Source organism: Streptomyces sp. SX-6 (assembly GCF_059089585.1).
Genome location: NZ_JBTHHU010000008.1, coordinates 24,362 through 50,988, shown reverse-complemented (window position 1 = coordinate 50,988; position 26,627 = coordinate 24,362). Strand labels below are relative to the sequence as shown.

31 protein-coding genes and 1 other RNA gene are annotated in these 26,627 nt (G+C 72.3%); 15 read left to right on the top strand and 17 right to left on the bottom strand.

What is annotated here, in order from left to right:
• Positions 1-62: 62 nt before the first annotated feature.
• The 5 genes from ACV530_RS12020 to ACV530_RS12000 form a co-directional block, all read right to left on the bottom strand.
• On the bottom strand, positions 63-959 hold the full coding sequence (locus ACV530_RS12020; RefSeq protein ID WP_494332362.1) for a DUF5336 domain-containing protein: 897 nt from the start codon (positions 957-959) through the stop codon (positions 63-65).
• Positions 960-1,146: 187 nt separating this feature from the next.
• Positions 1,147-2,073 carry an N-acetylmuramoyl-L-alanine amidase gene (locus ACV530_RS12015; RefSeq protein ID WP_494332361.1) on the bottom strand — a complete coding sequence of 309 codons (927 nt, stop codon included), beginning with the start codon at positions 2,071-2,073 and terminating at the stop codon, positions 1,147-1,149.
• A 23-nt stretch (positions 2,074-2,096) separates the two neighbouring features.
• Positions 2,097-2,735 (bottom strand): class I SAM-dependent methyltransferase, encoded by a 639-nt coding sequence (locus ACV530_RS12010; protein ID WP_494332360.1) that lies wholly within the window; start codon positions 2,733-2,735, stop codon positions 2,097-2,099.
• A 26-nt stretch (positions 2,736-2,761) separates the two neighbouring features.
• On the bottom strand, positions 2,762-3,367 hold the full coding sequence (locus ACV530_RS12005) for a response regulator (protein ID WP_494332359.1): 606 nt from the start codon (positions 3,365-3,367) through the stop codon (positions 2,762-2,764).
• Positions 3,364-4,515: a sensor histidine kinase gene (locus tag ACV530_RS12000; RefSeq protein ID WP_494332358.1), complete on the bottom strand. Its 1,152-nt coding sequence runs from the start codon at positions 4,513-4,515 to the stop codon at positions 3,364-3,366. The genes ACV530_RS12005 and ACV530_RS12000 overlap by 4 nt, the downstream gene beginning before the upstream one ends.
• A 107-nt stretch (positions 4,516-4,622) precedes the next feature.
• On the opposite strand from ACV530_RS12000, the gene ACV530_RS11995 reads away from it, so the two are divergent.
• From ACV530_RS11995 to ACV530_RS11985, 3 genes are read left to right on the top strand one after another with little or no spacing between them, the layout of a single operon-like run.
• Positions 4,623-5,483: a MaoC/PaaZ C-terminal domain-containing protein gene (locus ACV530_RS11995; protein ID WP_494332357.1), complete on the top strand. Its 861-nt coding sequence runs from the start codon at positions 4,623-4,625 to the stop codon at positions 5,481-5,483.
• Between the two features lie 34 nt (positions 5,484-5,517).
• On the top strand, positions 5,518-6,594 hold the full coding sequence (locus tag ACV530_RS11990) for a Zn-dependent alcohol dehydrogenase (RefSeq protein WP_494332356.1): 1,077 nt from the start codon (positions 5,518-5,520) through the stop codon (positions 6,592-6,594).
• Between the two features lie 13 nt (positions 6,595-6,607).
• On the top strand, positions 6,608-7,522 hold the full coding sequence (locus ACV530_RS11985; RefSeq protein ID WP_494332602.1) for a 3-oxoacyl-ACP reductase: 915 nt from the start codon (positions 6,608-6,610) through the stop codon (positions 7,520-7,522).
• 27 nt (positions 7,523-7,549) lie between these two features.
• Here ACV530_RS11985 and ACV530_RS11980 read toward each other — a convergent pair whose 3' ends face one another.
• Positions 7,550-7,705 carry a hypothetical protein gene (locus ACV530_RS11980; RefSeq protein ID WP_494332355.1) on the bottom strand — a complete coding sequence of 52 codons (156 nt, stop codon included), beginning with the start codon at positions 7,703-7,705 and terminating at the stop codon, positions 7,550-7,552.
• 206 nt (positions 7,706-7,911) lie between these two features.
• Entirely contained in the window at positions 7,912-8,988 is a 1,077-nt protein-coding gene (locus tag ACV530_RS11975; protein ID WP_494332354.1) for a hypothetical protein, read from the bottom strand.
• A gap of 256 nt (positions 8,989-9,244) precedes the next feature.
• On the opposite strand from ACV530_RS11975, the gene ACV530_RS11970 reads away from it, so the two are divergent.
• The 4 genes from ACV530_RS11970 to ACV530_RS11955 all read left to right on the top strand — a co-directional run bounded on the left by ACV530_RS11970 (position 9,245) and on the right by ACV530_RS11955 (position 13,113).
• Positions 9,245-10,264: an ABC transporter substrate-binding protein gene (locus ACV530_RS11970; protein WP_494332353.1), complete on the top strand. Its 1,020-nt coding sequence runs from the start codon at positions 9,245-9,247 to the stop codon at positions 10,262-10,264.
• 70 nt (positions 10,265-10,334) lie between these two features.
• Positions 10,335-11,192 (top strand): Nif3-like dinuclear metal center hexameric protein, encoded by an 858-nt coding sequence (locus ACV530_RS11965; RefSeq protein WP_494332352.1) that lies wholly within the window; start codon positions 10,335-10,337, stop codon positions 11,190-11,192.
• Positions 11,189-11,932: a zinc ribbon domain-containing protein gene (locus ACV530_RS11960; RefSeq protein WP_494332601.1), complete on the top strand. Its 744-nt coding sequence runs from the start codon at positions 11,189-11,191 to the stop codon at positions 11,930-11,932. Before ACV530_RS11965 ends, ACV530_RS11960 begins: the two co-directional genes overlap by 4 nt.
• A 5-nt stretch (positions 11,933-11,937) precedes the next feature.
• The gene (locus tag ACV530_RS11955) at positions 11,938-13,113 is read left to right on the top strand and encodes a bifunctional RNase H/acid phosphatase (protein ID WP_494332351.1); all 1,176 of its coding nucleotides are present in this window, start codon (positions 11,938-11,940) and stop codon (positions 13,111-13,113) included.
• Positions 13,114-13,141: 28 nt separating this feature from the next.
• Here the strand turns inward: ACV530_RS11955 and ACV530_RS11950 are convergent, their stop codons facing one another.
• Entirely contained in the window at positions 13,142-13,597 is a 456-nt protein-coding gene (locus ACV530_RS11950) for a hypothetical protein (protein WP_494332350.1), read from the bottom strand.
• 87 nt (positions 13,598-13,684) lie between these two features.
• Complete coding sequence (eda, locus tag ACV530_RS11945; RefSeq protein WP_494332349.1) at positions 13,685-14,296, bottom strand: bifunctional 4-hydroxy-2-oxoglutarate aldolase/2-dehydro-3-deoxy-phosphogluconate aldolase; 612 nt, start codon at positions 14,294-14,296, stop codon at positions 13,685-13,687.
• Between the two features lie 102 nt (positions 14,297-14,398).
• On the opposite strand from eda, the gene ACV530_RS11940 reads away from it, so the two are divergent.
• Positions 14,399-14,917, top strand: a complete 519-nt coding sequence (locus ACV530_RS11940) for an SLATT domain-containing protein (RefSeq protein WP_494332348.1) — start codon at positions 14,399-14,401, stop codon at positions 14,915-14,917.
• A 67-nt stretch (positions 14,918-14,984) separates the two neighbouring features.
• On the opposite strand, the gene rnpB is transcribed toward ACV530_RS11940, so the two are convergent.
• An RNA gene (gene rnpB, locus ACV530_RS11935) (RNase P RNA component class A) lies at positions 14,985-15,383 on the bottom strand.
• A 98-nt stretch (positions 15,384-15,481) separates the two neighbouring features.
• Here rnpB and yaaA point away from each other — a divergent pair.
• Positions 15,482-16,279 (top strand): peroxide stress protein YaaA, encoded by a 798-nt coding sequence (gene yaaA, locus ACV530_RS11930; RefSeq protein WP_494332347.1) that lies wholly within the window; start codon positions 15,482-15,484, stop codon positions 16,277-16,279.
• A 70-nt stretch (positions 16,280-16,349) separates the two neighbouring features.
• Positions 16,350-16,757: a hypothetical protein gene (locus tag ACV530_RS11925; protein WP_494332346.1), complete on the top strand. Its 408-nt coding sequence runs from the start codon at positions 16,350-16,352 to the stop codon at positions 16,755-16,757.
• Positions 16,758-16,820: 63 nt separating this feature from the next.
• Here ACV530_RS11925 and ACV530_RS11920 read toward each other — a convergent pair whose 3' ends face one another.
• Positions 16,821-17,444, bottom strand: coding sequence for an NAD(P)-dependent oxidoreductase (locus ACV530_RS11920; protein ID WP_494332345.1), 624 nt, complete (start codon positions 17,442-17,444; stop codon positions 16,821-16,823).
• 114 nt (positions 17,445-17,558) lie between these two features.
• Between ACV530_RS11920 and ACV530_RS11915 the strand changes: the two genes are divergently transcribed.
• The gene (locus ACV530_RS11915; protein ID WP_494332344.1) at positions 17,559-17,921 is read left to right on the top strand and encodes a winged helix-turn-helix transcriptional regulator; all 363 of its coding nucleotides are present in this window, start codon (positions 17,559-17,561) and stop codon (positions 17,919-17,921) included.
• A 9-nt stretch (positions 17,922-17,930) separates the two neighbouring features.
• Here the strand turns inward: ACV530_RS11915 and ACV530_RS11910 are convergent, their stop codons facing one another.
• The 4 genes from ACV530_RS11910 to ACV530_RS11895 all read right to left on the bottom strand — a co-directional run bounded on the left by ACV530_RS11910 (position 17,931) and on the right by ACV530_RS11895 (position 20,741).
• A complete protein-coding gene (locus ACV530_RS11910; protein ID WP_494332343.1) occupies positions 17,931-19,022 on the bottom strand; it encodes a WD40 repeat domain-containing protein in 1,092 nt (363 codons plus the stop codon).
• Complete coding sequence (locus tag ACV530_RS11905) at positions 19,009-19,338, bottom strand: hypothetical protein (RefSeq protein ID WP_494332342.1); 330 nt, start codon at positions 19,336-19,338, stop codon at positions 19,009-19,011. The genes ACV530_RS11910 and ACV530_RS11905 overlap by 14 nt, the downstream gene beginning before the upstream one ends.
• 66 nt (positions 19,339-19,404) lie before the next feature.
• Positions 19,405-20,208, bottom strand: a complete 804-nt coding sequence (locus ACV530_RS11900; RefSeq protein ID WP_494332341.1) for a class I SAM-dependent methyltransferase — start codon at positions 20,206-20,208, stop codon at positions 19,405-19,407.
• Entirely contained in the window at positions 20,205-20,741 is a 537-nt protein-coding gene (locus ACV530_RS11895; RefSeq protein WP_494332340.1) for a DUF4232 domain-containing protein, read from the bottom strand. Before ACV530_RS11895 ends, ACV530_RS11900 begins: the two co-directional genes overlap by 4 nt.
• A 52-nt stretch (positions 20,742-20,793) precedes the next feature.
• Between ACV530_RS11895 and ACV530_RS11890 the strand changes: the two genes are divergently transcribed.
• The 3 genes from ACV530_RS11890 (at position 20,794) to ACV530_RS11880 (ending at position 23,958) form a co-directional block, all read left to right on the top strand.
• On the top strand, positions 20,794-21,144 hold the full coding sequence (locus ACV530_RS11890; protein ID WP_494332339.1) for an antibiotic biosynthesis monooxygenase family protein: 351 nt from the start codon (positions 20,794-20,796) through the stop codon (positions 21,142-21,144).
• Between the two features lie 61 nt (positions 21,145-21,205).
• Positions 21,206-22,450, top strand: coding sequence for an MFS transporter (locus ACV530_RS11885; protein ID WP_494332338.1), 1,245 nt, complete (start codon positions 21,206-21,208; stop codon positions 22,448-22,450).
• Between the two features lie 71 nt (positions 22,451-22,521).
• Positions 22,522-23,958, top strand: coding sequence for an MFS transporter (locus tag ACV530_RS11880; protein ID WP_494332337.1), 1,437 nt, complete (start codon positions 22,522-22,524; stop codon positions 23,956-23,958).
• On the opposite strand, the gene ACV530_RS11875 is transcribed toward ACV530_RS11880, so the two are convergent.
• On the bottom strand, positions 23,903-24,649 hold the full coding sequence (locus ACV530_RS11875) for a TetR/AcrR family transcriptional regulator (RefSeq protein ID WP_494332336.1): 747 nt from the start codon (positions 24,647-24,649) through the stop codon (positions 23,903-23,905). The two genes, ACV530_RS11880 and ACV530_RS11875, sit on opposite strands and share 56 nt — an antisense overlap.
• Before the next feature lie 106 nt (positions 24,650-24,755).
• Between ACV530_RS11875 and ACV530_RS11870 the strand changes: the two genes are divergently transcribed.
• Positions 24,756-25,742, top strand: a complete 987-nt coding sequence (locus ACV530_RS11870; RefSeq protein WP_494332600.1) for a zinc-dependent alcohol dehydrogenase family protein — start codon at positions 24,756-24,758, stop codon at positions 25,740-25,742.
• 11 nt (positions 25,743-25,753) lie between these two features.
• Here the strand turns inward: ACV530_RS11870 and ACV530_RS11865 are convergent, their stop codons facing one another.
• Positions 25,754-26,614, bottom strand: coding sequence for a PhzF family phenazine biosynthesis isomerase (locus tag ACV530_RS11865; protein ID WP_494332335.1), 861 nt, complete (start codon positions 26,612-26,614; stop codon positions 25,754-25,756).
• Positions 26,615-26,627: the final 13 nt, after the last annotated feature.

The following is a 26,627-nucleotide window of genomic DNA, read 5'->3' as shown; positions in this document are numbered from 1 at the left end:
CGACAAGGCGAAGGCCCCGCCGGGACGATGATCCCGGCGGGGCCTTCGGAGAGGGAGGGGCGTCAGCCGCGCTGGATGCCCGAGGTGTCCTGGAGCACACCGCGGCGGCCGTCCTGCGTCTGCGCGACGAGCGCCTGGCCGCGCTGGTCGACGGCGAGGTACCACGTGCCCGGCGTCAGCTCGGCGACCGGAGTCTGCGAGCCGTCCTCCGGGTACAGCGGCCGGCTCACGGGAACCGCGAACCAGAACGGGGTGAAGGCGGCGGCCGGTGCGGCGGGCTGCCCGCCGGACTGCTGCGGGGCACCCATGCCGGCGTCCGGCTGGGACGCGGCCGGCTGCACGGTCGTCTGGTCGACGGCGGGCTGCCCGCCGAAGGAGGGCTGCGGCTGCTGCTGGGCGCCGTACGGAGCCTGGGCACCGTACGGGGCGCCCTGCTGGGCCGGGTTGGGGTAGCCGTAGCCCGGGTTCGGGCCGGTGCCGTAGGGGGCCTGGAACTGCTGCGGCTTCGGGGCACCGACCAGCGGGGCCTTGAGCGCGGGCACCAGCGGGGTGGCCACCGCGGCCGCGGCGAGCGCCAGGTTGGCGATCAGGCCGAGGATCATCCCGACGCCCGCCGACACGCGGTCACCACCGGCGCCCAGGGCCCACAGCGAGGACCACGCGGCGAACACGGCGAACGCGGTGCCCCACTGGTCCAGGCCCATGCCGACGAGCTTGCGGCCCTCCGGCTGGAAGCGGGCGATGACGATGAGCACGGCGGCGATGATGCCGGCCAGGAAGATCGACGGGAGTACGGGGAAGATGTCGGACTTCCAGCCGTTCGGCTCCTTGGGGCAGTACTGGGCGCTCAGTCCGCTGCCGCAGTCGTAGGAGTAGAAGCTGAGGAACGAGGCGATGAACAGCAACACCGCTGCTCCGATCACCACGCCGTCGCCTCGAGTGAGGGAGCGGATGTTCACCTGAAGTCCTTTGTCAGTGCTGTCGGGAAGTTGTCCGCCCGGCGTCTTTGCCGGCCGGTTCGCAAGGTGCGAGGGCGCGGGGGAACACGGCCCCCCATCGTACGGGGGACGGTAGCGCTCCCATGGCCGGGGCGCCTCTTCGTTTCGCCCTCGTGACAACCCTGTGGCCTGCCGTTATTTCCCCCCGTTACCCCGCGATGAAGTCGGTGATGCCATTTGCGATCCCCTGCGCCGCTTTTTCACGCCATGTGTCGTCGGTCAGCAGAGCGGCGTCCTGCGGGTCCCGCATATTGCCGCACTCGATGAACACCTTGGGAACGGTCGACAGATTGAGGCCGCCGAGATCACCGCGTGTGTCCAGGCCGGTACCGTGGCCGACGTAGTTGGACGGCGCGCTTCCCGTGGAACGCACGAAGTTCCCGGCGATCCGCGCGCCGAGTTCCTTCGACGGTCCCACGATGGCCGAGGTGTCGGCGCGTCCGGCTTTCACCTTCGCGGGCAGGATCACATGGAAACCGCGGTCGCCGACGCCGGCCCCGTCGGCGTGCACGGAGACGGCCGCGTCCGCGTGCGCCTTGTTGCCGATCTCGGCCCGCTCGTCCACACAGGGCCCGAACGGCCGGTCGCCGTCATGGGTGAGGACGACGGTGGCCCCCTCCGCCTCGAGGAGCTTGCGCATGCGATGAGCCACGTCCAGGGTGAACGTGGCTTCGGCGTAACCGGAGTTGGTCTCGGTGCCGGTGGTGTCGCACTCCTTGCGGCCCGTCCCGATGTCGACGGATTTGTCGATCTCGGCGGTGTGTTCCTGGTTGTGGATGTTGTGCCCCGGGTCGATCAGCACGACCTTGCCCTTGAGGGGGCCGTCCGCCGCCGCCGGTGCGGCGGACGGGGACGTCGTCGTACGGGAAGTCGTACGGGAAGGAGCGGGGGACGCGCTCGTCCGGGCGGACCGGGCCGGGGTCGTCGCGGCCGAAGGCCGTTCGGATCCGGCCGACTTGGCGCCGGCCGGTTTCGGGTCGTCGTCGGTGCACCCCGCGAGCCCGGCCGCGAGCAGCGCGGTCAGCGCGAGGGCCCGCCAGGGGCGGGATATGCGGGGAAAGCAGCCGTTGGACACCTGGGCGATGCTAGCGCTGTCGGTCAGAACCCGGGGCCCGTCCGCCGCAGAACGCGAAGCGAGCGCGTCACCGAGGTTTCCGTGAACGCGCCGGACTCCAGAGCCCTGCGATACACCCGGTACGGGGCCTGGCCGCCGTCGGCCGGGTCGGGGAAGACATCGTGGATGACGAGCAGCCCGCCCGGGGCCACATGCGGCGCCCACCCCTCGTAGTCGGCGGTCGCGTGCTCGTCCGTGTGCCCGCCGTCGATGAACACCAGCCCCACGGGCGTCCGCCAGAGCGCGGCGATCTGCGGGGAGCGGCCCACGACCGCGACCACGTGGTCCTCGAGACCGGCCCTGTGCAGCGTGCGGCGGAAGACGGGCAGGGTGTCCATGCGGCCCACCCGCTCGTCGACGAGCGCCGGGTCGTGGTACTCCCAGCCGGGCTGCTGCTCCTCGCTGCCGCGGTGGTGGTCGACGGTCACGGCCGTCGTCCCGGCCTCCCGGGCGACCGCGGCGAGCAGGATGGTGGAACGGCCGCAGTACGTGCCGATCTCCACCAGGGGCAGGCCGAGCTGCGCGGCTTCCTCGGCCGCGTCGTGGAGGGCCAGGCCCTCGTCGAGCGGCATGAAGCCCTGCGCCTCTTCGAAGGCGGTGAGTATGTCTGCTTTCGGTGGCATGTGGTGCCGTTCTGTTCGAGGGGTGCTCAAAGCCAGCCGTTCTGGCGGGCCGCGCGGACCGCTTCCATCCGGTTGCGGGTCTGGGTCTTGCCGATGGCGTTGGAGAGGTAGTTGCGGACCGTCGCGGGCGACAGGTGCACCCTGGCCGCGATGTCGGCCACCGTCGCACCGTCCACCGCCGCGCTCAGCACGTCCCGTTCGCGCTGGGTGAGCGGGTTGGGGCCCGCGCTGAGCGCGGCGGCCGCCAGCGCCGGGTCGATGACCTGCTTGCCCGCCAGCACCTGCCGGATCGCGGCGGCGAGGTTCTCGACCGGACCGTCCTTGACCAGGAAGCCGGACGCGCCCGCCTCCATGGCGCGGCGCAGATAGCCGGGGCGGCCGAAGGTGGTCAGGATCAGCACCTTGCACGAGGGCAGCTTCGCGCGCAGCTCGGCGGCGGCGTCCAGGCCGCTGCGGCCGGGCAGTTCGATGTCCAGCAGGGCGACGTCGGGCCGTACCTCCAGGGCCTTGGGCACGATCTCGTCGCCGTTGCCGATCTGGGCGACGATCTCGATGTCGTCCTCCAGCCCGAGCAGCAGCGCGAGCGCACCGCGCATCATGCCCTGGTCCTCGGCCAGCAGCGTCTTGATCATGCGACCGCCATCTCCTCGTCGTCCACCGGAAGTTCCGCCACGAGCCGGAAGCCGCGCCGCCCCGCGGTGCCGGACGTGAGGGATCCGCCCGCGGTGGACAGCCGCTCCGTCAACCCCTTGAGGCCGTTGCCGCCCTCCCCCTGCTTCGCCGAGACTACGCCGCGCCCGTCGTCGGTGATCTCCAGGTGCACCCGGCCGCCCGCGCCGCGCACCTCGATCTCGCAACGGGACGCGCCGCTGTGCCGTACGACGTTGGTGACGCCCTCGCGCACCACCCAGCCCAGCAGGACACCGGTCTGCGGCGGCAGCGGCGGGCCGGACTGCCGTATCTCGGCGGCGATGCCGGACGCTTCCAGCAGGGAACGGGCGTTGTCGAGCTCGGTGACGAGGCTGCCCTCGCGGTAGCCGGTGACCGCCTCCCGGATCTCCGTCAGCGCCTGGCGGCCCACGGCCTCGATGTCGGCGGCCTGGCTGAGCGCGGCCTCCAGATCGCGCGGGCCGAGGCGGCGTACGGCCTCGGCCTTGACCACGATGACGGACAGGGTGTGGCCCAGCAGGTCGTGCAGGTCGCGGGAGAAACGGAGGCGTTCGCGCTCCACGGCGGCGTGGGCGAGTTGCTCGCGGGTCTTGCGGAGGGTGGCGATGGTCTCCGACAGGTTGAGGATGGCCGCCGCGACCAGGCCTGCGAGGGCGGTGCCCCACGAAAAGCCGATGCTGTCCGACCAGCTGCCGTGGGAATGGTCCCGCCACACCGAGATCACCCCGCACATCAGACCGTTCAGCGCCAGACCGCCGGCGAGCCAACGCTGGTTGCCTCGCAGTACGATGCCGACCGCCAGGGACAGCAGCGGGTAGTTCGCCTGCCAGTGGCCGCCGTAGCCGAAGGCGAGCGCATAGCCGGCCGCCGCCGCTCCGACGAGCGCGGCCAGCGGAACGTTCGTGTCCCGGCGCCGCCCGTCGAGCGCGGTGACGACCGCGGCTGCGAAGAAACCGGCGAAGACCATGAAACCCGCGAGGCCGAGCCAGGGCAGCGCTATGTCATCCGTGAAGATGCGAATGACGTTATCGGTGTCGGCGAACAGCCACGGGACGAAGGCCCACTTGCTCGGTGCCCTCAACCGCTCGACGTCCTCCATCCTGCGTTTCATGCCCGAACTCTAGGAAACATGTACCTGACCAGGGCAGATGCAAATGTCCAAACGTGCATGTGACATTTGTCTTCCGCTGTGCGCCGGGAACGGATATACGTGCCCCCATGCCCATCGACGCCGTGAAGGCCACCGCCGCCGAGCCGCGCGTGGCCCCGATCTCCTGGGACCACAAGGACGTTCAGCTCTATCACCTCGGCATCGGCGCGGGCACCTCCGCCACCGACCCCGCCGAACTCCGCTACACCTTCGAGAACGGACTGCACGTCCTGCCCTCCTTCGCGACCGTCGCCGGCGGCGGTGCCGCCCTCGCGGGCGGGCTCACCGCACCCGGCATCGAGGTCGACCTCGCCTCCGTCCTGCACGGCGGACAGGCGCTCACCGTGCACCGCCCCCTGCCCGTGCGCGCCGACGGCGCGACCCGCACCTCACGCGTCGCAGCCGTGTACGACAAGGGCAAGGCGGCCGTCATCGTGCTGCGTTCCGAGGTCGCCGACGCGGACGGGCCGCTGTGGAGCAGTGAAGCCGAGATCTACGTCCGTGGCGAGGGCGGCTTCGGCGGCGAGCGCGGCACCGTCCGCCGGCTCGAACCGCCCGGGCGCACCCCCGACATGACGGCCGAGCGCCCGACCCGCCCGGACCAGGCGCTGCTCTACCGGCTCTCCGGCGACTGGAACCCGCTGCACGCCGACCCCGCGTTCGCCGCCCGCGCCGGCTTCGACCGCCCGATCCTGCACGGGCTGTGCTCGTACGGCATCGTCCTCAAGGCCGTCGTCGACACCCTGCTCGGCGGCGAGCCGGCCCGCGTCCGCTCGTACGCCACCCGCTTCGCGGGCATCGTCCTCCCCGGCGAGACGCTGCGGGTGCGGATGTGGCGCGAGGGCCCGGGCCGGATCGAGGCCGTCGCGACGGTCGTCGAGCGCGACGACGCACCGGTGCTCACGGACGCGGTCGTCGAGCACAGCTGAGCTCAACCCCCAGCCGTACGAAGGGAGTCGCCCCATGCGCGCCGCCGTGCAGCACGAGAAGGGCCAAGAGAAGCTCGAAGTCCTCGACGACATCGAGGCGGTGGGCTTCGGCCCCGGCAAGGTCCGGGTGCGGATGAGGGCGGCCGGGCTGTGCCACTCCGATCTGTCCGCGATGTCCGGAGTGCTGCCCCAGCCCGCCCCGTTCGTCCCCGGGCACGAGGGTGCGGGCGAGGTGCTGGAGGTGGGCGAGGGAGTCACCGGGCTCTCGCCGGGCGAGAGAGTACTGGTGTCCTGGCTGCCGTCCTGCGGCACCTGTCCCTCGTGCCGCAGAGGACAGACACAGCTGTGCCTCTCCGGCTTCCTGAGCGTGTCCACCCCCAACTTCAAGCGCCCCGGCGGCGACGTCTTCAGCTTCGCGGGCACCGGCACCTTCGCCGAGGAGACCGTGGTCGGGGCGGGCTGCGCCGTGCCCATACCGGACGACGTGCCCTTCGACATCGCCGCGCTCATCGGCTGCGGCGTCACCACCGGACTGGGCGCGGCCCTCAACACCGCGCGGGTGGAGGCCGGTTCGTCGGTGGCGGTCATCGGCTGCGGGGGCGTCGGCGTCGCCACCGTCCAGGGTGCGCGGATCGCGGGCGCGGCACAGATCGTCGCCGTCGACCCGGTCGCCTCGCGCCGCGAGGCGACGCTGCGGTTCGGCGCGACCGAGGCGGTGGACCCCGAGGGGCTCGCCGACGCCAGGACGCGCATCACCGGCGGCGAGGGCTTCGACTACGTCTTCGAGGTCGTGGGCACCTCGGCCACCGCGCGCGCCGCCCTGGACATGACGCGCCGCGGCGGCACCCTGTGCGTGGTCGGGGCGGGCGCCATGGACGACACCCTCCAGCTCAACATGTTCGAGCTGTTCTTCAACGAGAAGAGGATCCTGCCCTCGCTGTACGGCGGCGGCGACGTCCTGCGCTCCTACGAACGCGCCATCGCCCTGTGGCGCGCGGGCCGCGTGGACCTGGCCGGGATGATCACCCATCGCGTCCCGCTCGCCGGGATCAACGACGCCATCGACCAGATGCGTTCGGGCGCGGCACTGCGCACCTGCATAGAGATCTGAGGCGGGCCGGATGATGACCTTGCGCGGCAAAGCGGCGATCGTCACCGGCGCCGGACGCGGACTCGGCCGGGCCGAGGCGCTCGAACTGGCCCGGCTGGGCGCGGCCGTTGTCGTCAACGACCACGGCTGGCCCGGCCGCGACGGCACCGGCGCGGCCTCCCCGGGGCCCGCCGAGACGGTCGTCGCCGAGATCCGGGCGGCGGGCGGGGCGGCCACGGCCCACTGCGGCGACGTGGCCGACTTCGATACGGCACGCGAGCTGGTCCGCCTCGCCCTCGACACCTACGGCTCGCTCGACATCCTGGTCAACAACGCGGGCATCCTGCGCGACCGGATGGTCTTCTCCATGAGCGAGGAGGAGTGGGACGAGGTGGTCCGCGTGCATCTCAAGGGCCACTTCGCCACGCTCCGGTTCGCCTCCGCGTACTGGCGGGACCGGGCGAAGGCCACGGGGCGGCCGGTCCACGGGCGCGTCGTCAACACCTCGTCCGAGGCGTTCCTCGCGGGCTCGCCCGGCCAGCCGAACTACGCGGCGGCGAAGGGCGGGATCGTGGGGCTCACCACGTCGACGGCGGCGGCGCTGCGCAAGTACGGCGTCACGGTGAACGCGATCTGCCCCCGCGCCCGGACGCGGATGACACAGGACCTCTTCCCCGGCACCCCCGAGCCGGGCCGGCCGGACCCGCTCGCGCCCGAGCACGTCTCGCCCCTGGTCGGCTATCTCGCGTCGCCTGCCGCGGCCGGGGTGACGGGGCAGGTCTTCGTCGTGCACGGCGGCACGGTGGCCGTGATGGAACGGCCGCGGGTGGCGGCCGAGTTCACGACGGACGGCCTCGAGGACGCCCTCACGCGCTGGTTCGCGGAGCGCCCGCCCGGCGAGACGTTCGCGGCGGTGGAGGTGCTGGAGAGGGGACGCCGGGCGGGCTGAGCAGCTGCCCGGCGTCCGGGCAGGGCGTCAGGCGGCGTCGACCCGGCGGTGCTTGCCGTGGGTTGCGGCGGCGTCGTCGTCCAGGGACGCCGGGCCGCGGTGCCTGCCGCCCCCGGCGGCTGCGGCCTGGGCGGAGGCCTCGATCGGGCTCGCCTCGGTCGTGTCGGTACGGGCTTCGGGCATGGGGAAGGTCACTCCGTGGGTGGGCGGATATCTGCGCATCGGGGGCCACAACAGTGACCTGCACATCGTGCGACGGACATCAACGCGCTCTTCGCGCGCGACGGTTCGGTCAAACCGCTGCGCGACCCCCGCCCCATCCTAACGGGACCTTGATCAGGCGCCACCCCTTACATGTCTTACATGTCGCGATTACATGTTGCGATTCGTCACCTGCGGCCGTCGGGCCGCGTCCGGGCGTGGGGGGCCTGCTGCAACGGCACGGGCCGCGGCGCGGCCTGCGGGTCCGGCTCCGGCTCGCGGTCGTCCTCCTCCGCCTTCGCCTCCGGCAGCCGCAGCCGGGCCAGTCCGCAGGGCACGTGCGGGGTGACGTACGGCAGCCGGAGCTCGCCCGCGGCGGTCCACAGACCGGCGCCCGGCACCCAGCCCGCCGGGCCGGGGAACTGCTGCAACTGCCGGGCGGCGGGCCGCCACACGCCCACCCAGTTGCCCGCGTCGCGGTCGATCAGGAACGCCACCGAGCACGTCTCGGGAGTCAGCGTCTGCCCGGGCTGCGAGGCGAACGGTGTCATCGCCGCGTCCGGCGGGCGCAGGCACTCGGGGAAGCGCACCGGCCGCGCGGAACCGAGCACGCCCCACCCCAGCCGGTCGTGGCCGGGGGCGTCCGACCGTACGAGCAGCAGACCGCTGTCCGGATCGGCCAGCACCAGCCGGTCGTTGCTCTCCTCCGTGATCTGGAGCAGCGGGCTGGTCTCGCCGCCGCGCGCCAGGTCGACGACGACCGCCTTGGTGAGCCCCTCCAGCTCGCGGTCCAGGGCGAGCAGCCGGCCCGAACGGTCCAGCCACGCGCCGCCCGCGCACCGGCCCGGCACCTTCGCGAGCAACTCGGGCCCGGACGAGCCGCCGTGCACGAGCCACAGCGTGGTCGCCCGGTCGCCGTGCACCAGCGCGTACGCGGACGAGCCGTCGGGCGCGGGCGGCAGCAGGGACAGCTGCGGGCACTCGATCGCGCCGAGCGGCATCTCGCCCGTACCGGGCCCGGTCGGGTACAGCAGCGACAGCGCGTACCGCTCCGCCACCCGGCGCCGGATCAGCACCCGGCCGTCGGCGAGCGGCAGCACCGTGCTGTCCGGTTCCTCCGGCTGGCTGCCGGGCAGAGGCACCGCATAGGGCTCGGGCCCGTCGAGCGTCCACCGCTCCGGGAACCAGCCGCCGGTCGAGCGGCTCAGGGCCAGCCATGCCGCGTACGAACCGTCCGCCGTGACCGTGAAGGCCGGGCGTCTCATGTCGGGCGCTGCACTGCGTCCGGTGCTCTCGGGGGTGCTCTGGGGGGCACAGACCGTCATGAGAAAGGTCACCTCCGGCACTGAACGTAGTTTTCGCCCGTGTTGCTCAACCCTCCGAGGGGGACTGTTTCACGCGTAAGGGTGGCTCTTGTCCGATTCGCCTGAGGAATGGGGGGTGGTTGTGCTTCGCGAAGTCCGGGTGCTTAAAGTTAGGCGACCCTAAGTCTTTCCTGAGCCCTTTCCGCAGGAGCACCGCATGCCTCTCCGCCGACGTGGCACGGCCACCGTCGCCCTCGCCCTCGCCGCCGCGCTCGCCCTCACGGCCTGCGACTCCGAGAAGGACGGCGGCAAGGACGCGGGCTCGAAGTCCGTCGCCCAGGGCGGCAAGGACTTCGGCAAGGCCGCCGAGCAGACCGCGAAGTTCGGCACCGACGCCGCGCCCGGACAGTTCCCCCGCAAGATCACCCACGCGCTCGGCACCACGGAGCTCAAGGCGCGCCCCAAGCGCGTCGTCGTCCTCGACGTCGGCGAGCTCGACAACGTCGTCTCGCTCGGCATCAAGCCCGTCGGCTACGCCCCGACCGAGGGCAGCGAGGGCATCCCCGACTACCTGAAGAAGGACGCAGGCAGCCCCGAGAGCGTCGGCACCATCAACGGCCTCAACCTCGAGGCGATCAACGACCTCCACCCCGACCTGATCCTCGGCAGCAAGCTGCGCGCCGAGAAGCACTACAAGGAGCTGTCGCAGATCGCGCCGACGGTGTTCTCCGTCCGCCCCGGCTTCACGTGGAAGGAGAACTACCTCCTCAACGCGGCCGCGCTGGACAGGACCGCCGAGGCGAAGAAGAACCTCGACGGCTACGAGGCCAAGGCCAGGAAGCTCGGCGAGGACGTCGGCGAGAAGAAGCCGACCATCACGATGCTGCGCTACATGCCGCAGTTCACGCGCCTGTACGCGAAGAAGTCCTTCATCGGCACGATCCTCGACGACGCCGGCCTGCCCCGCCCGAAGAACCAGCAGGCGAACGACCTCGCCGTGCAGATCGGCCCGGAGAAGATCGACCAGGCCGACGCCGACTGGATCTTCACCGGTGTCTACGGCGACCCGGACAGGACCAAGCGCGACGCCGCCGAGCACAACCCGCTCTGGAAGAACCTCAAGGCGGTCAAGGACGGTCACGCGAAGGCCGTCAAGGACGAGACCTGGTACCTCGGCCTCGGCGTCACTGCCGCGAACAGCGTCCTCGACGACCTCCGGGCCATTCTTGTCAAGTAAGAGGGGCCTTGTGAAGTAAGCGGAAGCAAGCGGTGGCCGTACGGGCACGGGGGACAGGTAGCCTTTCCCCGTGCCCGTACTGTCTGAAGTCATCGCCGCCCTCGACGCCCTGTGGCCCCCGGAGCGGGCCGAGCAGTGGGACGCCGTCGGCACGGTCTGCGGCGACCCCGACAGCCCCGTCGGCCGGGTCCTGTTCGCCGTGGACCCCGTCCAGGAGGTCGTCGACGAGGCCGTGAAGCTCGGCGCCGACCTGCTCGTCACCCACCACCCGCTCTACCTGCGCGGTACGACGACGGTCTCGGCGGCCACCTTCAAGGGCCGCGCCGTGCACACCCTGATCAAGAACGACATCGCCCTGCACGTCGCGCACACCAACGCCGACCGTGCCGACCCCGGTGTCTCCGACGCCCTCGCGGGCGCCCTCGACCTGCGCGTCACCGGCCCGCTCGTGCCCGACCCCACCGACCCCGAGGGCCGCCGCGGGCTCGGCCGGATCTGCGAGCTCGACCCGCCGCTGTCCCTCGCCGAGTTCACCGAGCGCGCCGCCCTGCGCCTGCCCGCCACCGCCCAGGGCGTCCGCTCCGCGGGCGACCCGCAGCGCACCATCCGCACCGTCGCGGTCTGCGGCGGCTCCGGCGACTCCCTCTTCGACGAGGTACGGGCCGCGGGCGTCGACGCGTACGTCACCGCCGATCTGCGCCACCACCCCGCCTCCGAGGCCCAGCAGCACAGCCCGCTCGCCCTGGTCGACGCCGCGCACTGGGCCACCGAGTGGCCCTGGACCGAGCAGGCCGCCGCCCAGCTCGACGAGATCTCCGACCGCCACGGCTGGGGCCTGCGCACCCACGTCTCGCGGATCGTCACCGACCCCTGGACCGCCCACGCGGCGTCCACCGTTCACAACCATCACGTAGGAGCCCCCAACTGAACGCCGCGCCCGCCGACCAGATCCGCCTCCTCGACCTCCAGGCGCTCGACACCCGCCTCGGGCAGCTCGCCCACAAGCGCAAGAGCCTGCCCGAGCACGCCGAGATCCAGTCCCTCGAGGGCGACCTCGCCCAGCACCGTGACCTGCTGGTCGCCGCGCAGACCAAGGAGAGCGACACCGCCCGCGAGCAGACCAAGGCCGAGCAGGACGTCGACCAGGTGCGCCAGCGCGCCGCCCGCGACCAGCAGCGCCTCGACTCCGGTGCCGGGATGTCCCCCAAGGACCTCGAGAGCCTCCAGCACGAGGTGGCCTCCCTCGCCAAGCGCCAGGGCGACCTCGAGGACGTCGTGCTGGAGATCATGGAGCGCCGTGAGGCCGCGCAGGAGCGGACCGCCGAGCTGACCGGCCGGGTCGAGGCCGTCCAGGCCAAGACCGACGCCGCCGTCACCCGCCGCGACGCCGGTCTCGCGGAGATCGACGCCGAGATCGCCACCGTCACCAAGGAGCGCGAGATCGTCGCCGGCTCCGTCCCCGGCGCCCTGCTGGCGCTCTACGACAAGCTGCGCGTCAAGGAGGGCGGCGTCGGCGCGGCCCGCCTCTACCAGCGCCGCTGCGAGGGCTGCCGCCTGGAGCTCAACATCACCGAGCTCAACGACGTCCGCGCGGCCGCCGCCGACGAGGTCGTGCGGTGCGAGAACTGCCGCCGCATCCTGGTGCGTACGTCCGAGTCGGGCCTGTAAGCCCGATGGCGAATCGCTTCATCGTCGAGGCCGACGGGGGCTCCCGGGGCAACCCGGGCCCCGCCGGTTACGGCGCGGTCGTCCTCGACGCGGCAACCGGCGAGGCCCTCGCCGAGGCCGCCGAGTACATCGGCACCGCCACGAACAACGTCGCCGAGTACAAGGGCCTCATCGCCGGGCTCGAGGCCGCGAAGGCCCTCGACCCCGATGCGACCGTCCAGGTCCGCATGGACTCCAAGCTCGTCGTCGAGCAGATGTCCGGCCGCTGGAAGATCAAGCACCCGGACATGAAGCCGCTCGCCGCCCGGGCCCAGGCGGTCCTCCCCGCGAGCCGGGTCACGTACCAGTGGATCCCGCGGGAGAAGAACAAGCACGCCGACCGCCTCGCCAACGAGGCCATGGACGCGGGCAAGAAGGGCCGCCAGTGGGAGCCGTCGCGCACCGCCGTGCCCGAGCGCACCGCCGTGCCGGAGCCCCGTGAGGCCGCCGAGCCGCTCGCCGAGCCGCTCGAGGAGGCCAAGCCCCTGCCCGTCGGCTGGGCCGCCCCCGCCGACCTCGGCGCCCCGACGACCTTCGTCCTGCTGCGCCACGGCGAGACCGCCCTCACGCCCCAGAAGCGGTTCTCCGGCAGCGGCGGCGAGGACCCCGCGCTCTCGCCCGCCGGCCGCCGCCAGGCGGAGGCGGTCGCCGCCGCGCTCGCCGCGCGGGGCACCGTCCAGGCCGTCGTCAGCTCCCCGCTGCGGCGCTGCCGGGAGACGGCCGACGCGGTGGCCGCACGGCTCGGGCTCGACGTCCGGGTCGAAGAGGGCCTGCGCGAGGCCGACTTCGGGGCCTGGGAGGGGATGACCTTCGCCGAGGTCCGCGAGCGCCACCCCGAGGACCTCGACGCCTGGCTCGCCTCGACCAAGGCCGCGCCGACGGGCGACGGCGAGAGCTTCGCGGCGGTCGCCCGTCGGGTGGCGGTCGCCCGCGACAAGCTCCTCGCGCGCTACGCGGGGCGCACGGTGCTGCTGGTGACGCACGTGACGCCGATCAAGACCCTGGTCCGGCTGGCGCTGGGCGCGCCGCCCGAGTCGCTGTTCCGCATGGAGCTGTCGGCGGCCTCGGTGTCGGCGGTCGCGTACTACGGGGACGGCAACACGTCGCTGCGGCTGCTGAACGACACGTCGCACCTGCGGTAGGGCGCAACACGGCTTCGCCGTGTTGTCCTCAGTCGCCGGACGGGCCGGAAGTCGCCCTGCGGGCCCTCGCCCTGCCCATCAGGGCGACGGCCCGCAGCCGCCGCTGCTCGCGGTTCTCGATGTCCTGCGCGCTCTCGCCGGTGGCCGCCGTACGGGGGCAGGTGGGGCACTGCCAGCGGTCGGGCTCCCCGGGCGCCGGCGGCTCCATCGCGGCCCGGCAGTGGGGGCACTCCACGGTGACCCCCTCCACATGTCCGCACGACGCGCACACCCACACCGGCCCCTCGGCGTCCTCCTGCCGCCAGGCGGTGCCGCGGCAGCGCGGGCAGCCCGTCGTGACGATCCCGGCCCGGGCCATGATCGGCGGCTCGGGGGTGGTGTCCGCGTACGCGATGAGCCGTGCTCTGACCTCGTCGTCGGTGGTGTTGGCCATCCGCAGCAGATGTGCGACTCGTGAGCGTGCTTCGTCGGCGAATTCGTTCATGACGGGGAGCAGGCTATCGCCGCCCGTGCCTGTGATCGGACCTTGTCGTCAACCAACTCCCTCTCCGTCACCGGAAGGGGGCGCCCCTCACAACTGCGCGGCCGCACGCGCCAGTTTCTCCACCCGCGCCCAGTCGCGGGACCGCAGCGCGTCCGGGGGCAGCATCCATGTGCCGCCGACACAGCCGACGTTCGGCAGGGCCAGGTACGCGCGCGCCGAGTCGGCGCCGATCCCGCCCGTCGGGCAGAACCGGGCCGTCGGCAGCGGCGCGGCAAGGGACTTGAGGTACGGGGCGCCGCCGGCCGCCTCCGCGGGGAAGAACTTCATCTCCCGCACCCCGCGCTCCATGAGCGCCAGCACCTCCGACGCCGTCGACACCCCGGGCAGGAACGGCACCCCCGTCCCCCGCATCGCGTCCAGCAGCCGCTCCGTCCACCCCGGGCTCACCAGGAACCGCGCCCCGGCCTCCACCGCGGCCTCCGCCTGCGCGGGCCGCAGCACCGTCCCGGCCCCCACGACCGCCTCCGGCACCTCCGCCGCCACGGCGGCGATGGCCTCCAGCGCACCGTGCGTCCGCAACGTGATCTCGACCGCCGGCAGCCCGCCCGCCACCAGGGCCCGCACGAGCGGGATCGCGTCCGCGGTGTCGTGGAGAACGACGACGGGGATGACGGGGGCCATGTCGAGGAGGTCGGTCACGGGGGCATCCTGCCGCCGGGGCCGATGTCTCGCAACGGTCGTTGCAGCATGTGCAATTGACGGCCTGTAGCGGGCACAGGACATCTGAGCTACAAGAGGCTTATGCAATCGGGAGACGAGGTGGCTGCGGGCCGTCTTCAGGTGATGAAGCGCTGGGCGGAAGGCTTACAGCTGCTGCACGTTGCCCACAATGTGGCGGCGGAGCGCTTCGAGCGGTGGAACCGCGTCACCGGGATCTCCAGTGCGGTGCTCTCCGCCATCGTCGGCACGGCGATCTTCGCGTCGTTGGTCGGCTCGTCGATGGTCGCCGTACGCGTCGTCACCGGCGCCCTCAGCCTCACAGCGGCAGGGCTCAGCGCAGTGCAGCTGATCTGGGACTACCCACAGCTGGCCACGCAGCACCGTGCGGCGGCCGTGCGGTACGCCGCTGTGCGTCGCCAGGTGGAGATGAGGCTGATCGACCGCGACCAGCTCACCAACGCGGACATCGATGCCGTCTCGACGGCATGGGAAGAGATCGAGAAGGACGCTCCCTCGTTGCCCCGCACCGTCCGGTCCCGAGCGCGCCGGGAGATCTCCGACCGTGCTTCGCGCACGCACACCGCGCACGCCGGTCAGTGAAAGCGAAAGTGAAAGGCCCCCTGACCTGCGATTTCGCTGGTCAGAGGGCCCTGTCTCAGTCGACCGACGGACGAGTCGACCTATACGCCGGGTTCTGTCTCCCGGGGGCCTTGCGGCCCCTGGGGAGGCGGCCATCCATCTAGGCCTGCCGTTGCCGACAGGCTCGTGCGGTCTACCCGCGGACTCGGGCGGGCAGCCCTCGATCGTCCGCGCAGGGACACCGTGGTGTCCCCTCTTGACCTTGCTCCGGGTGGGGTTTACCGAGCCGTCCGAGTCACCTCGGACGCTGGTGGTCTCTTACACCACCGTTTCACCCTTACCGGGAGCCTTGCGGCCCCGGCGGTCTGCTTTCTGTGGCACTGTCCCGCGGGTCACCCCGGGTGGGCGTTACCCACCACCCTGCCGTGTGGAGCCCGGACGTTCCTCGGGGGATCCGAAGATCCCACGCGGCCGCCCGGCCGGCTCGTCCGCCGTAAGGACCATGCTACCGGCCCGTTCCCAGCACGGTTCACGCCGGGGGCTAGGCTCCCGGGGGAGCCACCCGCCGCGTGAAGGAGATCGACCGTGCTCGTGCTGTTGCCGCCGTCCGAAGGGAAGGCCACCGGGGGGTCCGGGAGTGCGGTGGAGCTCGGCTCGCTGTCGTTGCCGGGGCTCACCCAGGCTCGGGAGGCGGTGCTGGCCGAGCTGGTCGAGCTGTGCTCGGGGGATGAGGAGAAGGCCGCCGAGGTACTCGGGCTGAGCGTGGGCCTGCGCGGCGAGATCGCCAAGAACGCGGGCCTGCCGACGGCTCCCACCCGGCCCGCCGGGGAGATCTACACGGGCGTGCTGTACGACGCGCTGGGGCTCGCGACCCTGGAGGGCAAGGCCCGGCGGGACGCCGAGCGGTCGCTGCTGGTCTTCTCCGGGCTGTGGGGCGCGGTGCGCATCGGGGACGCCATCCCGTCCTACCGCTGCTCGATGGGCGTCAAGCTGCCCGGCCTCGGCTCCCTCGCCGCGTACTGGCGGGGACCGATGGAGCGGGTGCTGCCCGAGGCGGCGGGCGACGGGCTGGTGCTGGACCTGCGGTCCTCGGCGTACGCGTCGGCGTGGAAGCCGAAGGGCGAGCTCGCCGAGCGGACGGCCACCGTGCGCGTGCTGCAGTCGAAGACGGTCGGCGGGGTCGAGAAGCGGACCGTGGTCAGCCACTTCAACAAGGCCACGAAGGGCCGCCTCGTCCGGGACCTGCTGACGAAGGGTGCCGCGCCCGACCGTCCGGCCGAACTGGCCGAGGCCCTGCGCGCATTGGGGTATACGGTCGAGAGTGAGCCCCCGGCGAAGCCGGGCAGGCCGTGGGCGCTGGATGTCGTGGTGACGGAGCTTTAGCCGGAGCCCAACAAAACGCGTGTGACACAGAGTTATGCTGTGCCGCGGCAGATCCAACCGAGGAGTCACAATGACCTGCTTCTTCGACCCGTCCCACGGTGTCGGGACGATGAGCGTGCAGTGGTCACCCCAGTGGGGCGTACCCCGGCCCATCCAGACCTGCGCGGGCTGCGCCCAGCGCGTCCAGACCACGCCCCCGCCGTTCTACACCCCGGCCGCGCCCCAGGCCGGTTACCCGCAGGCGGGCTACCCCCAGCAGGCCGGTTACGTCCAGCAGGGCTACCCGCAGCAGGCCGGCTACCCGCAGCAGCCCCAGCAGCGCCCCGGGCACAGCACGGCCGCGGTCGTGGGTGCCGGTGTCGCCGGTCTCGTCGGCGGCGCGCTGCTGAACGAGGCGTTCAGCGACGACGAGCCCGAGCGGGTCACGGTCGTCAACAACTACTACGAGGAGGACGACGACGAGGGCGGCTTCTTCTAACCGCCGCCTCTTCGACGTCCCTTCCGGGCCCGTCCGTTGGAGACGGGCCCGGGGTGCCGCCCGTCAGCCCGCCTCGACACCGATGTGGACGCGGTGGTGCTGCTGCGGGGCGTCCAACTCGTCGAGCAGCGCTATCGCGAAGTCGGCGTACGAGATGCGGCTCGCCGCGTCGCCCGGCGCCGTACGGTAGCGGCCGGTGCGCGGGCCGCCGTGGTCGAAGTCGCCGGACGGGCTGACGACCACCCAGTCGAGCCGGTCACCCGCCGTGCGCAGCACGTCCGTTCCGGCCCCGTGTCCCTCGTAGAACGGGCGGTACTCCTGCGGGTAGCCCGGCGTGTCCAGGAGCGGCGTCCCGGAGGCGTCCGGAAGGACCGACGCGAGGCCGACCGATACGAGTCGGCTCACGCCCGCCCGCGGCAGCCCGTCGATCAGGGCGCGGGACGCCCCGGTGAAGAAGGCCTCCGGCTGTGCGCCGAGATCCACGGCGGCGTTGACCGCCGCATCATGCCCCTGCGCGAGGCGGGCGATCCCCTCCACGTCGGTGACGTCACCGGCCACCGCCGTCAGGCCCTCGTGCCGGGCCGGGTCGCGTACGACCGCCGTGACCGAGTGACCGCGCCGCCGGGCCTCTTCGACGGCCGCCCGTCCGGCCCTGCCGCCCGCGCCGAAGACGATGATTCTGAGCATGTGTCCCGCCCCGTTCCTCCGAGGCCGGCCCGACCGGCCGACCGCATGCCAACGAACGTAGCCGCAGGGGTGGTTACCAGCCGGATACCGCCGGATACCGCTTACCGTGGAGCGGTGACCAAGCCACTGGACCCCGACATGTTCGACCCGGTCTGCCCGTCCGGTCTCACGCCGTTCCGTATCGGCGGCAAATGGGCGGGAATGATCATCCGTTGTCTCGAGGACGGACCGCGGCGCTTCTCCGAACTGCGGGTCCCGCTGCGCGGCATCACCCCGAAGGTGCTCACCCAGGCCCTGCGCGAGCTCGAACGCGACGGCCTGATCGCCCGCGCCGAGTACGCCGATCCGCTGCGCCGCGTCGAGTACGCCCTCACCCCGCTGGGGCGGAGCACGCTGGAGCCGCTCGAGGCGATGTGCGCGTGGGCGCGCGAGCACTGGGACGAACTCCTGGACGCGCGCGAGGCGTCCACGGCCTAGGGACACGGCCTAGGGGCCGGATCGCACCGACCACAGCCGCACCGTGTGATCTGTACTCGCCGTCACCAGGATCCTGCTGTCGGGGCTGAAGGCAAGCGCGTCGCACTGTCCGCTCACGCCGGTCAGGGGCACGCCCGCCGGCCGGGGACGGACCATGTCGGAGACGTCCCACAGCTGTACGGCGCGACTGGTGTCGGCCACGGCGAGCATGCGGCCGTCGGGGCTGAAAGCGAGCGCGGCCGGGCGGCTGCCGTTGAGGATGATCCTTCCGTAAGCGCCGCCGAACTTGTCGAGGGGCCACAGGGAAACGGTGGAGCCCGTCCCGGCCACGGCGGCCGACCTGGCGTCGGGAGCGAGGGCCGCCAAGGTGGTGTCGGGAAGGGGGCTGCTATCGGTCCGGAGCTTCTTGCCGGTGACAGCGTCCCACTGCGTGGCCGTGTGATCGGTGCTCACACCCAGCAGCAGTCCGCCCTGAGCGGTGAACCCCAGTGCGGTCCAGTCGTTGTGGTCGGCGGTGATGAGTGATGCGGGCCTGCCGTCCGCGGTCACCGTGATCATGCCCGTAGCCGAGTGCGAGGCGGCCAGCAGCCGGCCGTCCGGGGCGAAGGCCAGCCGAGCGCCCTTCCCGCGTGTGCTGCGCGGGTACACGACCCGGATTCGCGGGCGGCCGGGGTCTGCCACGTTCCACACCCGCACCGTGCGGTCGGTGTTCGCGGCGGCCAGCGTCCTGCCGTCGGGACCGTAGGCCACGGCTTCGACGGGCGCGGTGTCCGTCAGGGTGTGCAGCAGCGGCCAACTGCCCTGCGGGACGGGCGGGGTCGCGGCGCGCGCGGGTGGGTGACCGGTCACGGGTGCGTGACCGGTCATGAACGTGCCGAGCCCCGTGATCACGGCGATGGCCATGGCCGCCGCCAGGGCCGGGAGCCAGGCCGCCGTGCGGGGACGCCGGGGCCGTACGCGCGGCGGTACGGACAGCGGCTGTGCGGCGAGTGCGGCGACGAGCCGCTGCACGATGCCCGCCGTCCGCGCGTTGGGCCTCGGTGGCGGTGCGGCGGCCAGGGCCCTCACGAGCAGGCGGACGACACCGTCAACTTGTGGCATCGGGCGGCTCCTCCGTGTCGTGCACGGGAAGGCTCTGGAACAGCCGGGCCACGATCAACGGCGCCGCGAGTCCGGCCAGGAACGCGGAGAACGGCGTCGGCAGCTGCCGCGAGGCCCCGAGCGGTGCGGCCAGTCCGCAGCCCACGAACAGGCGCAGCGCCACGGCGACCAGCACCATGGGGCGGTCCCGGGGGCTGCCCCACGGCCATCTCCACCGGCGGCGCGGCCCGTTGGGGCGCATGGAGGCGGACAGGTTGAGCGCCTCGGCGACTGCGCTTCCCAGCAGTCCCCAGAGCGCGGCTGACGTGCCGGTCATGGCGTGACGGTAGCGGGGCCGCCGTGGACGGTGGGGCGGAGTCGGGCGAAAGTCACCCGTCGACAGTCACCCGTCGACGCGGGGCCTCCTGCCCTGGGCCGAGTACATCAGGCACGACGTGGCGAGGAAGTCCGGGTGGCTCATCGCGGTCCGTGCCTCGTCGAGTTGCGGGTCGGTCAGGCCGGCCGCGAGGAAACGGTCGCGCAGGTGGCGGGTGTTGTGGATCTGCAGGGCCGTCCCGGGGGAGTGCGCGCGCCACTGCTGCGCCTCGGGTTCCGCGTCGATGTCGGTCAGCCCGGCGTGGTGCATGGCCGTGGCCATCCTGCGGCCCCAGGCCAGCTCCACCCCGGCGGACCGGAGGACACGGAGCTTGGCCTCGAGGTAGGCGCGGTACGCGGCCTCGGCGGCGGGACCCGAGGCGCCCACGGGGATCAGGGGGCCGTACGTGGTCTCGTCGAACTCGTCCAACTGGAGCCAGCCGCCCGGCTTGAGCGCCGCCACCAGGCGCCCGAGCACCTCGGTGCGCTGCGGCAGGTGGAGGAGCACCAGGCGGGCGTGGATGATGTCGAACTCGGAGCCGGGGAGCGGGTCGGACGTGATGTCGTGCGTGAGTGTCCGCAGGCCCGGCACGGCCGACGGGATGCGCTGCGGCTTGACGTCCGTGGCCAGCACCGAGCCCGTGGGGCCGACCTGCCCGGCCAGCCACCGCGCGATGCTGCCCGCCCCGGCGCCCACTTCCAGGCAGCGCATGCCCGGGCCGACCCCGAGCCGGGTCAGCCGGCGGGTGGTGAAGGCGTCGTACGCGGCGGCCAGACAGCGATGCTGCTCACCGGCGTGCTCGCTGTCGTTGTCGTACGCGTAACCACTCATGGGGTCCTCTCGGAAGTCGTCGTGCGCCACGCCGTCACGTCGAGTCTTCCCGTGTTCCCCAGATCGATGAGCTCTTTGACGAGTTGCGGATTCTGCCCCCGCGCCGGTGCGATCGCCAAGTACGCGCCGTTCACGGCGGGGACGTCCGACGCGGTCACCGTGTTGCGCCAGAGCGCCGTCGCCATGACCTGCTCGCCCGGCTTGAGGGTGAACGCGCCGGGCCGCGGCCCGTTCTCCGCCTTCCGCACGTCGAGCCCGACGGCCTTCTTCGCCTCGTCGAGCACCCGCACCTCGGGGTACCCCTTCACCTCGTACGGCGCCGAGCCGCAGTTGACCAGCGAGAACGACATCGACCGCAGTCCCATCGCGGCGTCGACCGTGCCCGCCTCGACCTTCACGCCCGATGCGGGGCAGCCGGGCTTCTGCGCCCGGGAAGGGGAAGGGGGCAAGGTCGGAGGCTCGGGCGTCGTGACGCACGCGCTGCTGAACGCGCCGAGCAGTGCGAGGGCGGGCAGGAGACGTGCCATGTTCATTCCGAGATCATCCCTTGACATCAACCGCAGTTGAGGCACGAGCATGGTCGGCATGACCCTGAACGGCAAATCAGCGGACGATGCGTCCGTCACTTTCATCAATGTCATCGAGGTACCTGCCGAGCATGTCGACGCGTTTGTCGCGACGTGGCAAGAGCGGGCGGCCATCATGAGCTCCATGCCCGGATTCCTCGAGGCCCGGCTGCACCGCGCGGTGTCGTCGGAGACGCGTTTCCAGCTGGTCAATATCGCGCGCTGGGAAAGCAGCGAGGCATACGAAGCGGCCTCCGCGAACCAGGAGTTCCGGGCCGGTGTCCGCGCCGTCCAGGACGACCCGGACATCCAGGTGAAGCCGAACCCCGCGCTGTACGAGGTCGTCGTCGCATTCGGCGAGGAACGCTGACGCACGTACATGCCGTAAACCTGCCAGACCGTGGGCAGTGGTGATTGCTGAACTGGTCCGCATGTCCACAACCACCACGCCCACCACCGCTTCCGCCACGTCGGCCACGCCGGCTATGCCTTCCCGGCCGCCCTGGCTCGGCTGGCTCGGTGTGGTCTCGGTGATGACGGGGATCTTCTCGATCGTCACCACCGAGATCCTGCCGATCGGCCTGCTCACCTCGATCGGGGCCGACTTCACCGTCTCGGACGGAATGGCCGGGCTGATGATGACCATGCCGGGAATTCTCGCCGCCCTCACCGCCCCTGTGGTCACCGTGGCGACTGCACGCATCGACCGGCGGCTGATGCTGTGCGCCTTCATGCTCGTGCTCGCCCTGGCGAATGCCGTCGCCGCGGCCGCGACGGCCTATTGGGTCATGCTGCTGTCCCGGGTCATGGTCGGGATCACCATCGGCGGATTCTGGTCGATCGGGGCCGGACTGGCCCGCCGGCTCGTACCGGCGGAATCCGCGGGACGGGCAACTGCCGTGATTTTCTCCGCAGTTCCGCTGGGTTCGGTGCTCGGGGTGCCCGTGGGCACCTTCATCGGGCATGCCGTCGACTGGCGAACGGCCTTTCTGGCCATGGGAATTCTCACGGCCGCGGTACTCCTGGTCATGACGCTGACGCTTCCCCCGATGCCCCCGGAACAGGTCACCCGCCTGACCGCCCTGCGCGACCAGTGCCGCGGCTCCGGCACCCGGCGCGCCCTGCTCATGACGTTCCTCGTCGTACTGGCCCACTTCGGGACGTACACCTATGTGACGCCGTTCCTCGAGCAGATCACCCACCTCGGCCCGACGGCCGTCACCGTGCTGCTGCTCGTCTACGGCGCCGCCGGTATCCTCGGCAATTTCGCGGGCAGTTGGGCGGTGGCGCGCCGCCCGCAGGCGACGTTCGCCGCTGCCGCCGCCATGACGGCCGGGGCGACCCTGCTGCTCCCCGTACTCGGCCGGTGGACGGCCGGCGCGGTGGCCCTGCTGATCGTCTGGGGCATCGCCTACGGCGCCGTACCGGTCTCCTCGCAGACCTGGTTCACCAACGCGGCACCGCATGCCCCGGAGGCGGCGTCGGTGCTTTTCACGGCGTCGTTCCAGGCGACGTTCTCCGCGGGGGCGCTGGCCGGCGGGGCGGTCGTGGACCACGCGTCCCTGCCGGTGGTGATGGTGCTCGGCGGTTCGGTGGCGGTGCTGGCGGCTTGGTTCGGTGCGTCCCCCGATCGGGGGACGGCGGTGCGCCGGGCGCGTCCGTCGGTCTCCCGATAGCGGCCGTGCCCCTGCCGGTCGACGCTGGAGAGGTCAGGTCATGCCGCCGTACAGGAAGGACGGTCCGCGTCATGCCCCCCGTAACCAGCCTCAGTCCGCGTCGGCGCTCCGTCGTGCTGGGCGTTTGCTGCGCCTCCCTGCTCATGGCCGGTATCGATGTCACCGCGCTCAATGTCGCCCTGCCCACGATGGAAAGGGAGTTGGGGGCGTCGGTCGCGGGGATGCAGTGGGCGATCGATGCGTACAGCCTGTCGCTGGCGGCGTTGATGTTGCTGGCGGGGTCGACGGGGGACCGGGTTGGGCGGCGGCGTGTGTTTCAGGTGGGGCTTGTGGTGTTCTCGGTGGCGTCGCTGCTGTGTGCGTTCGCGTCGTCGCTGGGCGGGCTCGTCGTGTTCCGCGTGATCCAGGGGGCCGGTGCCGCGGCGGCCGGGCCGGTGTCGATGTCGATCATCGCGTACACCTTCCCCGGCAAGGCCGAGCGGACCCGCGCCATGGGCGTGTGGATGGGGGCGTACGGGCTGGGCCTCGCCGTGGGGCCGCTGCTCGGCGGGCTGCTGGTGAGCAGCGTCGGCTGGCGCTCCGTGTTCTGGCTGAACGTGCCGGTGGGCCTGGTGGCGGTCGCGCTCACGGCGCGCTTCGTGCCGGAGTCGCGTGCCGAGAAGCCGCGCCGCCTGGACGTGGCCGGTCAGTTGCTGGTGATCGCGCTGCTGGTCTCGCTGACGTACGGGGTCATCGAGGCGCCGCGCGCGGGCTGGAGCTCGCCGGTCGTGGTGGCCTGTGCGGCGGTGGCTGTCGCGTCGTTCGCCGGGTTCGTGGCGTACGAGCGCCGCTGTGCGGAGCCGCTGATCGACCTGCGGTTGTTCCGCGACCTGCGGTTCAGCGGTGCGATCGCCGCGGGGGCGTGCGTCTTCGGGGCGTTCGGCGGCTTCTTCTTCCTCAGCGCGCTCTGGCTCCAGAACCCGCTGCGGCTCTCACCGATGGAGGCCGGGCTGTGGATGCTGCCGTCGGCGGCGGTCCTGGGGGTCAGCTCGCCGTTCGCGGGCCGGCTGGCCGAGCGGTACGGCAGGCGGCGGCTGCTGGTCGCGGCGGGAACGGCGATGGTGGCCGCGGGCGTGCTGCTGGCGGTCTGCGCCGCCGACACCTCCCCGGTGCTGATGCTCGTCGAGTACATGCTCTTCGGGGCCGGCATCGGGCTGGCGGCCCCGCTGCTGCTCGCCGAGGGCGTGTCGGGCCTGCCCTCCGACCAGGCCGGACTCGCTTCGGGGATCTTCACCACGGCAGGCCGATCCGGGTTCTCGCTCGGCGTCGCGGTGCTCGGCGCGATCCTGTCGGGCGGCCTGCGCACGAGCGGCGGTGCGATGACCGACGTCGCCGCCTTCGCGCACGCGGTTCAGCCCGCGTGGGGCGTCGTCGCCGCGTGCGGCGGGCTCGTCGTCCTGCTCGGGGTGCTGATCACGCAGGGTGCCGGCCGGTCGTCCGCGCGGGCTGTGGGAGCCCGAGCGACCTGACGACGTCGAGGAGTTCGGCCTCGAAGAGCTTGGCGGGCTCCGTGGTCTGCTGGCCGTAATGCCCGTAGATCTCCAGGGAGATCAGCCCGTGGACGCGGCCCCAGACGCGCAGCGACAACGCCACGCCCGCGGGCGGCAGTCCGGGGTACGCCTCCTGCGCCGACGCCGCCAGGGCGGGCCGGAAGTCCGCCCACTGGTGGTCGCCCCCGCCATGGGCGGCGTCCGCGTGGGGCCAGGCCTCGGCGATCAGGCCGAGGTGGCCGAGACAGATGTCCTTGGCCGTCTCGGGGGCCGGGCCGCCCTCGGGGGGCGCGTAACCGGCGACCGCGTCGCCGTAGACCAGGCGGAAACCCTCGGGGTTGGCGAGCGCCCACTCCCGCACCGCGCGCCACCACGCCAGGACGCGGGCGGCCGTTTCCCCGTCCGGACAGGCCGCGACCGCGGCCTCCACCCGGCCCACGAGCTCGGCGTAGACGTCCTGGATCAGCGTGGTGATCAGTGCGTCACGGGTGGCGAAGTAGCTGTAGATCGCGCTGCCGCTCATGTCCATCGCGCGGGCGATCGCCCGCAGCGAGATGGCGTCCGGGCCGCCCTCGGCCATCAGCTCCAACGCAACGGACTTGATCTCCGCGGTCGTCTGGGCCCGAAGCCGCGCCCGCCTGCCCTGTGTCTGCTGCTCCACCTGTTCCACGCTTGACACCTTACAGCGCTGCATTAGAGTGCATCGCATAAAAACTGAACGGTGCACGGAAAGCGTGCGGCGTCGGGAAGCTGGAGAAGGCGGGGGAGTTGCCGTGATCGCGAAGACGGTGCTGTTCGACGAGCTGGGTGGACCGGAGGTCCTGCGGTTCGAGGAGCTGGAGCTCGGGGAGCCCGGCGAGGGGGAAGTCCGGGTCCGCGTCGAGGCGTTGGGGCTCAACAGAGCGGAGGCGCTGTTCCGCAGCGGCACGTACTACTACCAGCCGACCCTCCCCGCCTCCCGGATCGGCTACGAGGCCGCCGGTGTCGTCGAGGCGGTCGGCGCGGGCGTCGACGGCTTCGCCCCGGGTGACACGGTGAACGTACTGGCGGTCGGGCCGGGCCACATGTCGGCCATCGGCGTCTACGCGGAGCGCGTCAACATCCCGGCGGACATGGTGATCCGGCGCCCGGCAGAGGTGGACGCGGTCACCGGCGCCGCCGTGTGGCTGTCGTACCTCACGGCGTACGGAGCGCTCGTCGAGAAGGGCCGGATGCGGCCCGGCGACACGGTGCTGATCACGGCCGCGTCCAGCAGCGTCGGCCTGGCCGCGATACAGATCGCGAACGCGGTGGGCGCCGTCCCGGTCGCGGTCACCCGGACCGGTGCCAAGAAGAAGCAGCTCCTCGAGGCCGGTGCCGCCCATGTGATCGCGCGGGACGAGAGCGACCTCGTCGAGGAGGTGCGGCGCCTCACCCAAGGCCGCGGCGCGCGGCTCGTGTTCGACGCGGTGGCGGGGCCCGGGGTGGAGGAGCTCGCGGGGATCACGGACCAGGACGGCATGCTCATCGTCTACGGCTGGCTGGACGGGCGCCCGACGCCGTTCCCGATGACCTGGCCGGTCACCGTCCACGGCTACACGCTCGTCTCCATGACCGACGACGAGCGGCGCCGCGGCGAGGCGTTCATCAACTCCGGCCTGCGGACGGGGACTCTGGTGCCGACGGTGGACCGGACCTTCGGCTTCGCGGAGATCGCCGACGCCCACCGCTACCTGGAGGCGAACGGCCAGGTGGGCAAGGTCGTGGTGACGGTCGGGAGTTGACCGATGCGGGTCTAGCTCATGCGGGTCGCCGCCCCCGTCACCGTGACCCGGGGGTCGCCGGGGCGCAGGCCGACCTCGATCGTGCCCGGACGGCCGAGGTCGTGGCCCTGGTGAAGGGTGAGGGTGGCGTCGGCGGCGACCAGGCCGTACTCGCGCAGGTACGCGCCGAGCGCGGCGGCCGCCGCGCCGGTGGCCGGGTCCTCGACGACGCCGCCGACCGGGAACGGGTTGCGTACATGGAAGACCGACTCGCTCTCGCGCCACGCGAGTTGGACCGTGGTCAGGTCCAGCGAGCGCATCAGGGCCGCGAGCCGGTCGAAGTCGTAGTCGAGATCGGCGAGCCGCTCGCGGGTGGCGGCGGCCAGGACGAGGTGGCGGGCGCCCGCGTAGGCGATACGGGGCGGGATGGCGGGGTCGAGGTCGGCGGCGGGCCAGCCGAGGGCGGCCAGGGCCTCGGCCACCGCCTCCGGCGCCGCCTCCTCGGTGTGCGGCTCGACGCTGGTCAGCGTGGCCCGCAGCTGCCCGCCGTCCTCGGCGACGGTGACCGGAACGGTGCCGACGGGGGTCGCGAAGGCGAAGGCCCCGGGCCCGTGCTTCTCCGCGAGGGCGACCGCCGTCGCGACGGTGGCGTGGCCGCAGAAGGGGACCTCGGCCAGGGGGCTGAAGTAGCGCACGGTGTACGCGCGGCCGGGCTCGCCCAGTCCCTCGGGCGGCGCGGTGAGGAACGCCGTCTCGGCGTAGCCGAGTTCGGCGGCGATCGCGAGCTGTGCCGCGTCGTCCAGGCCGGTGGCGTCGAGGATGATGCCGGCCGGATTGCCTCCGGCCGGGTCGGTGGAGAAGGCGGTGTAGTGCAGGGCGTCGTTGGCGTTCATGGTGGCGCCAACT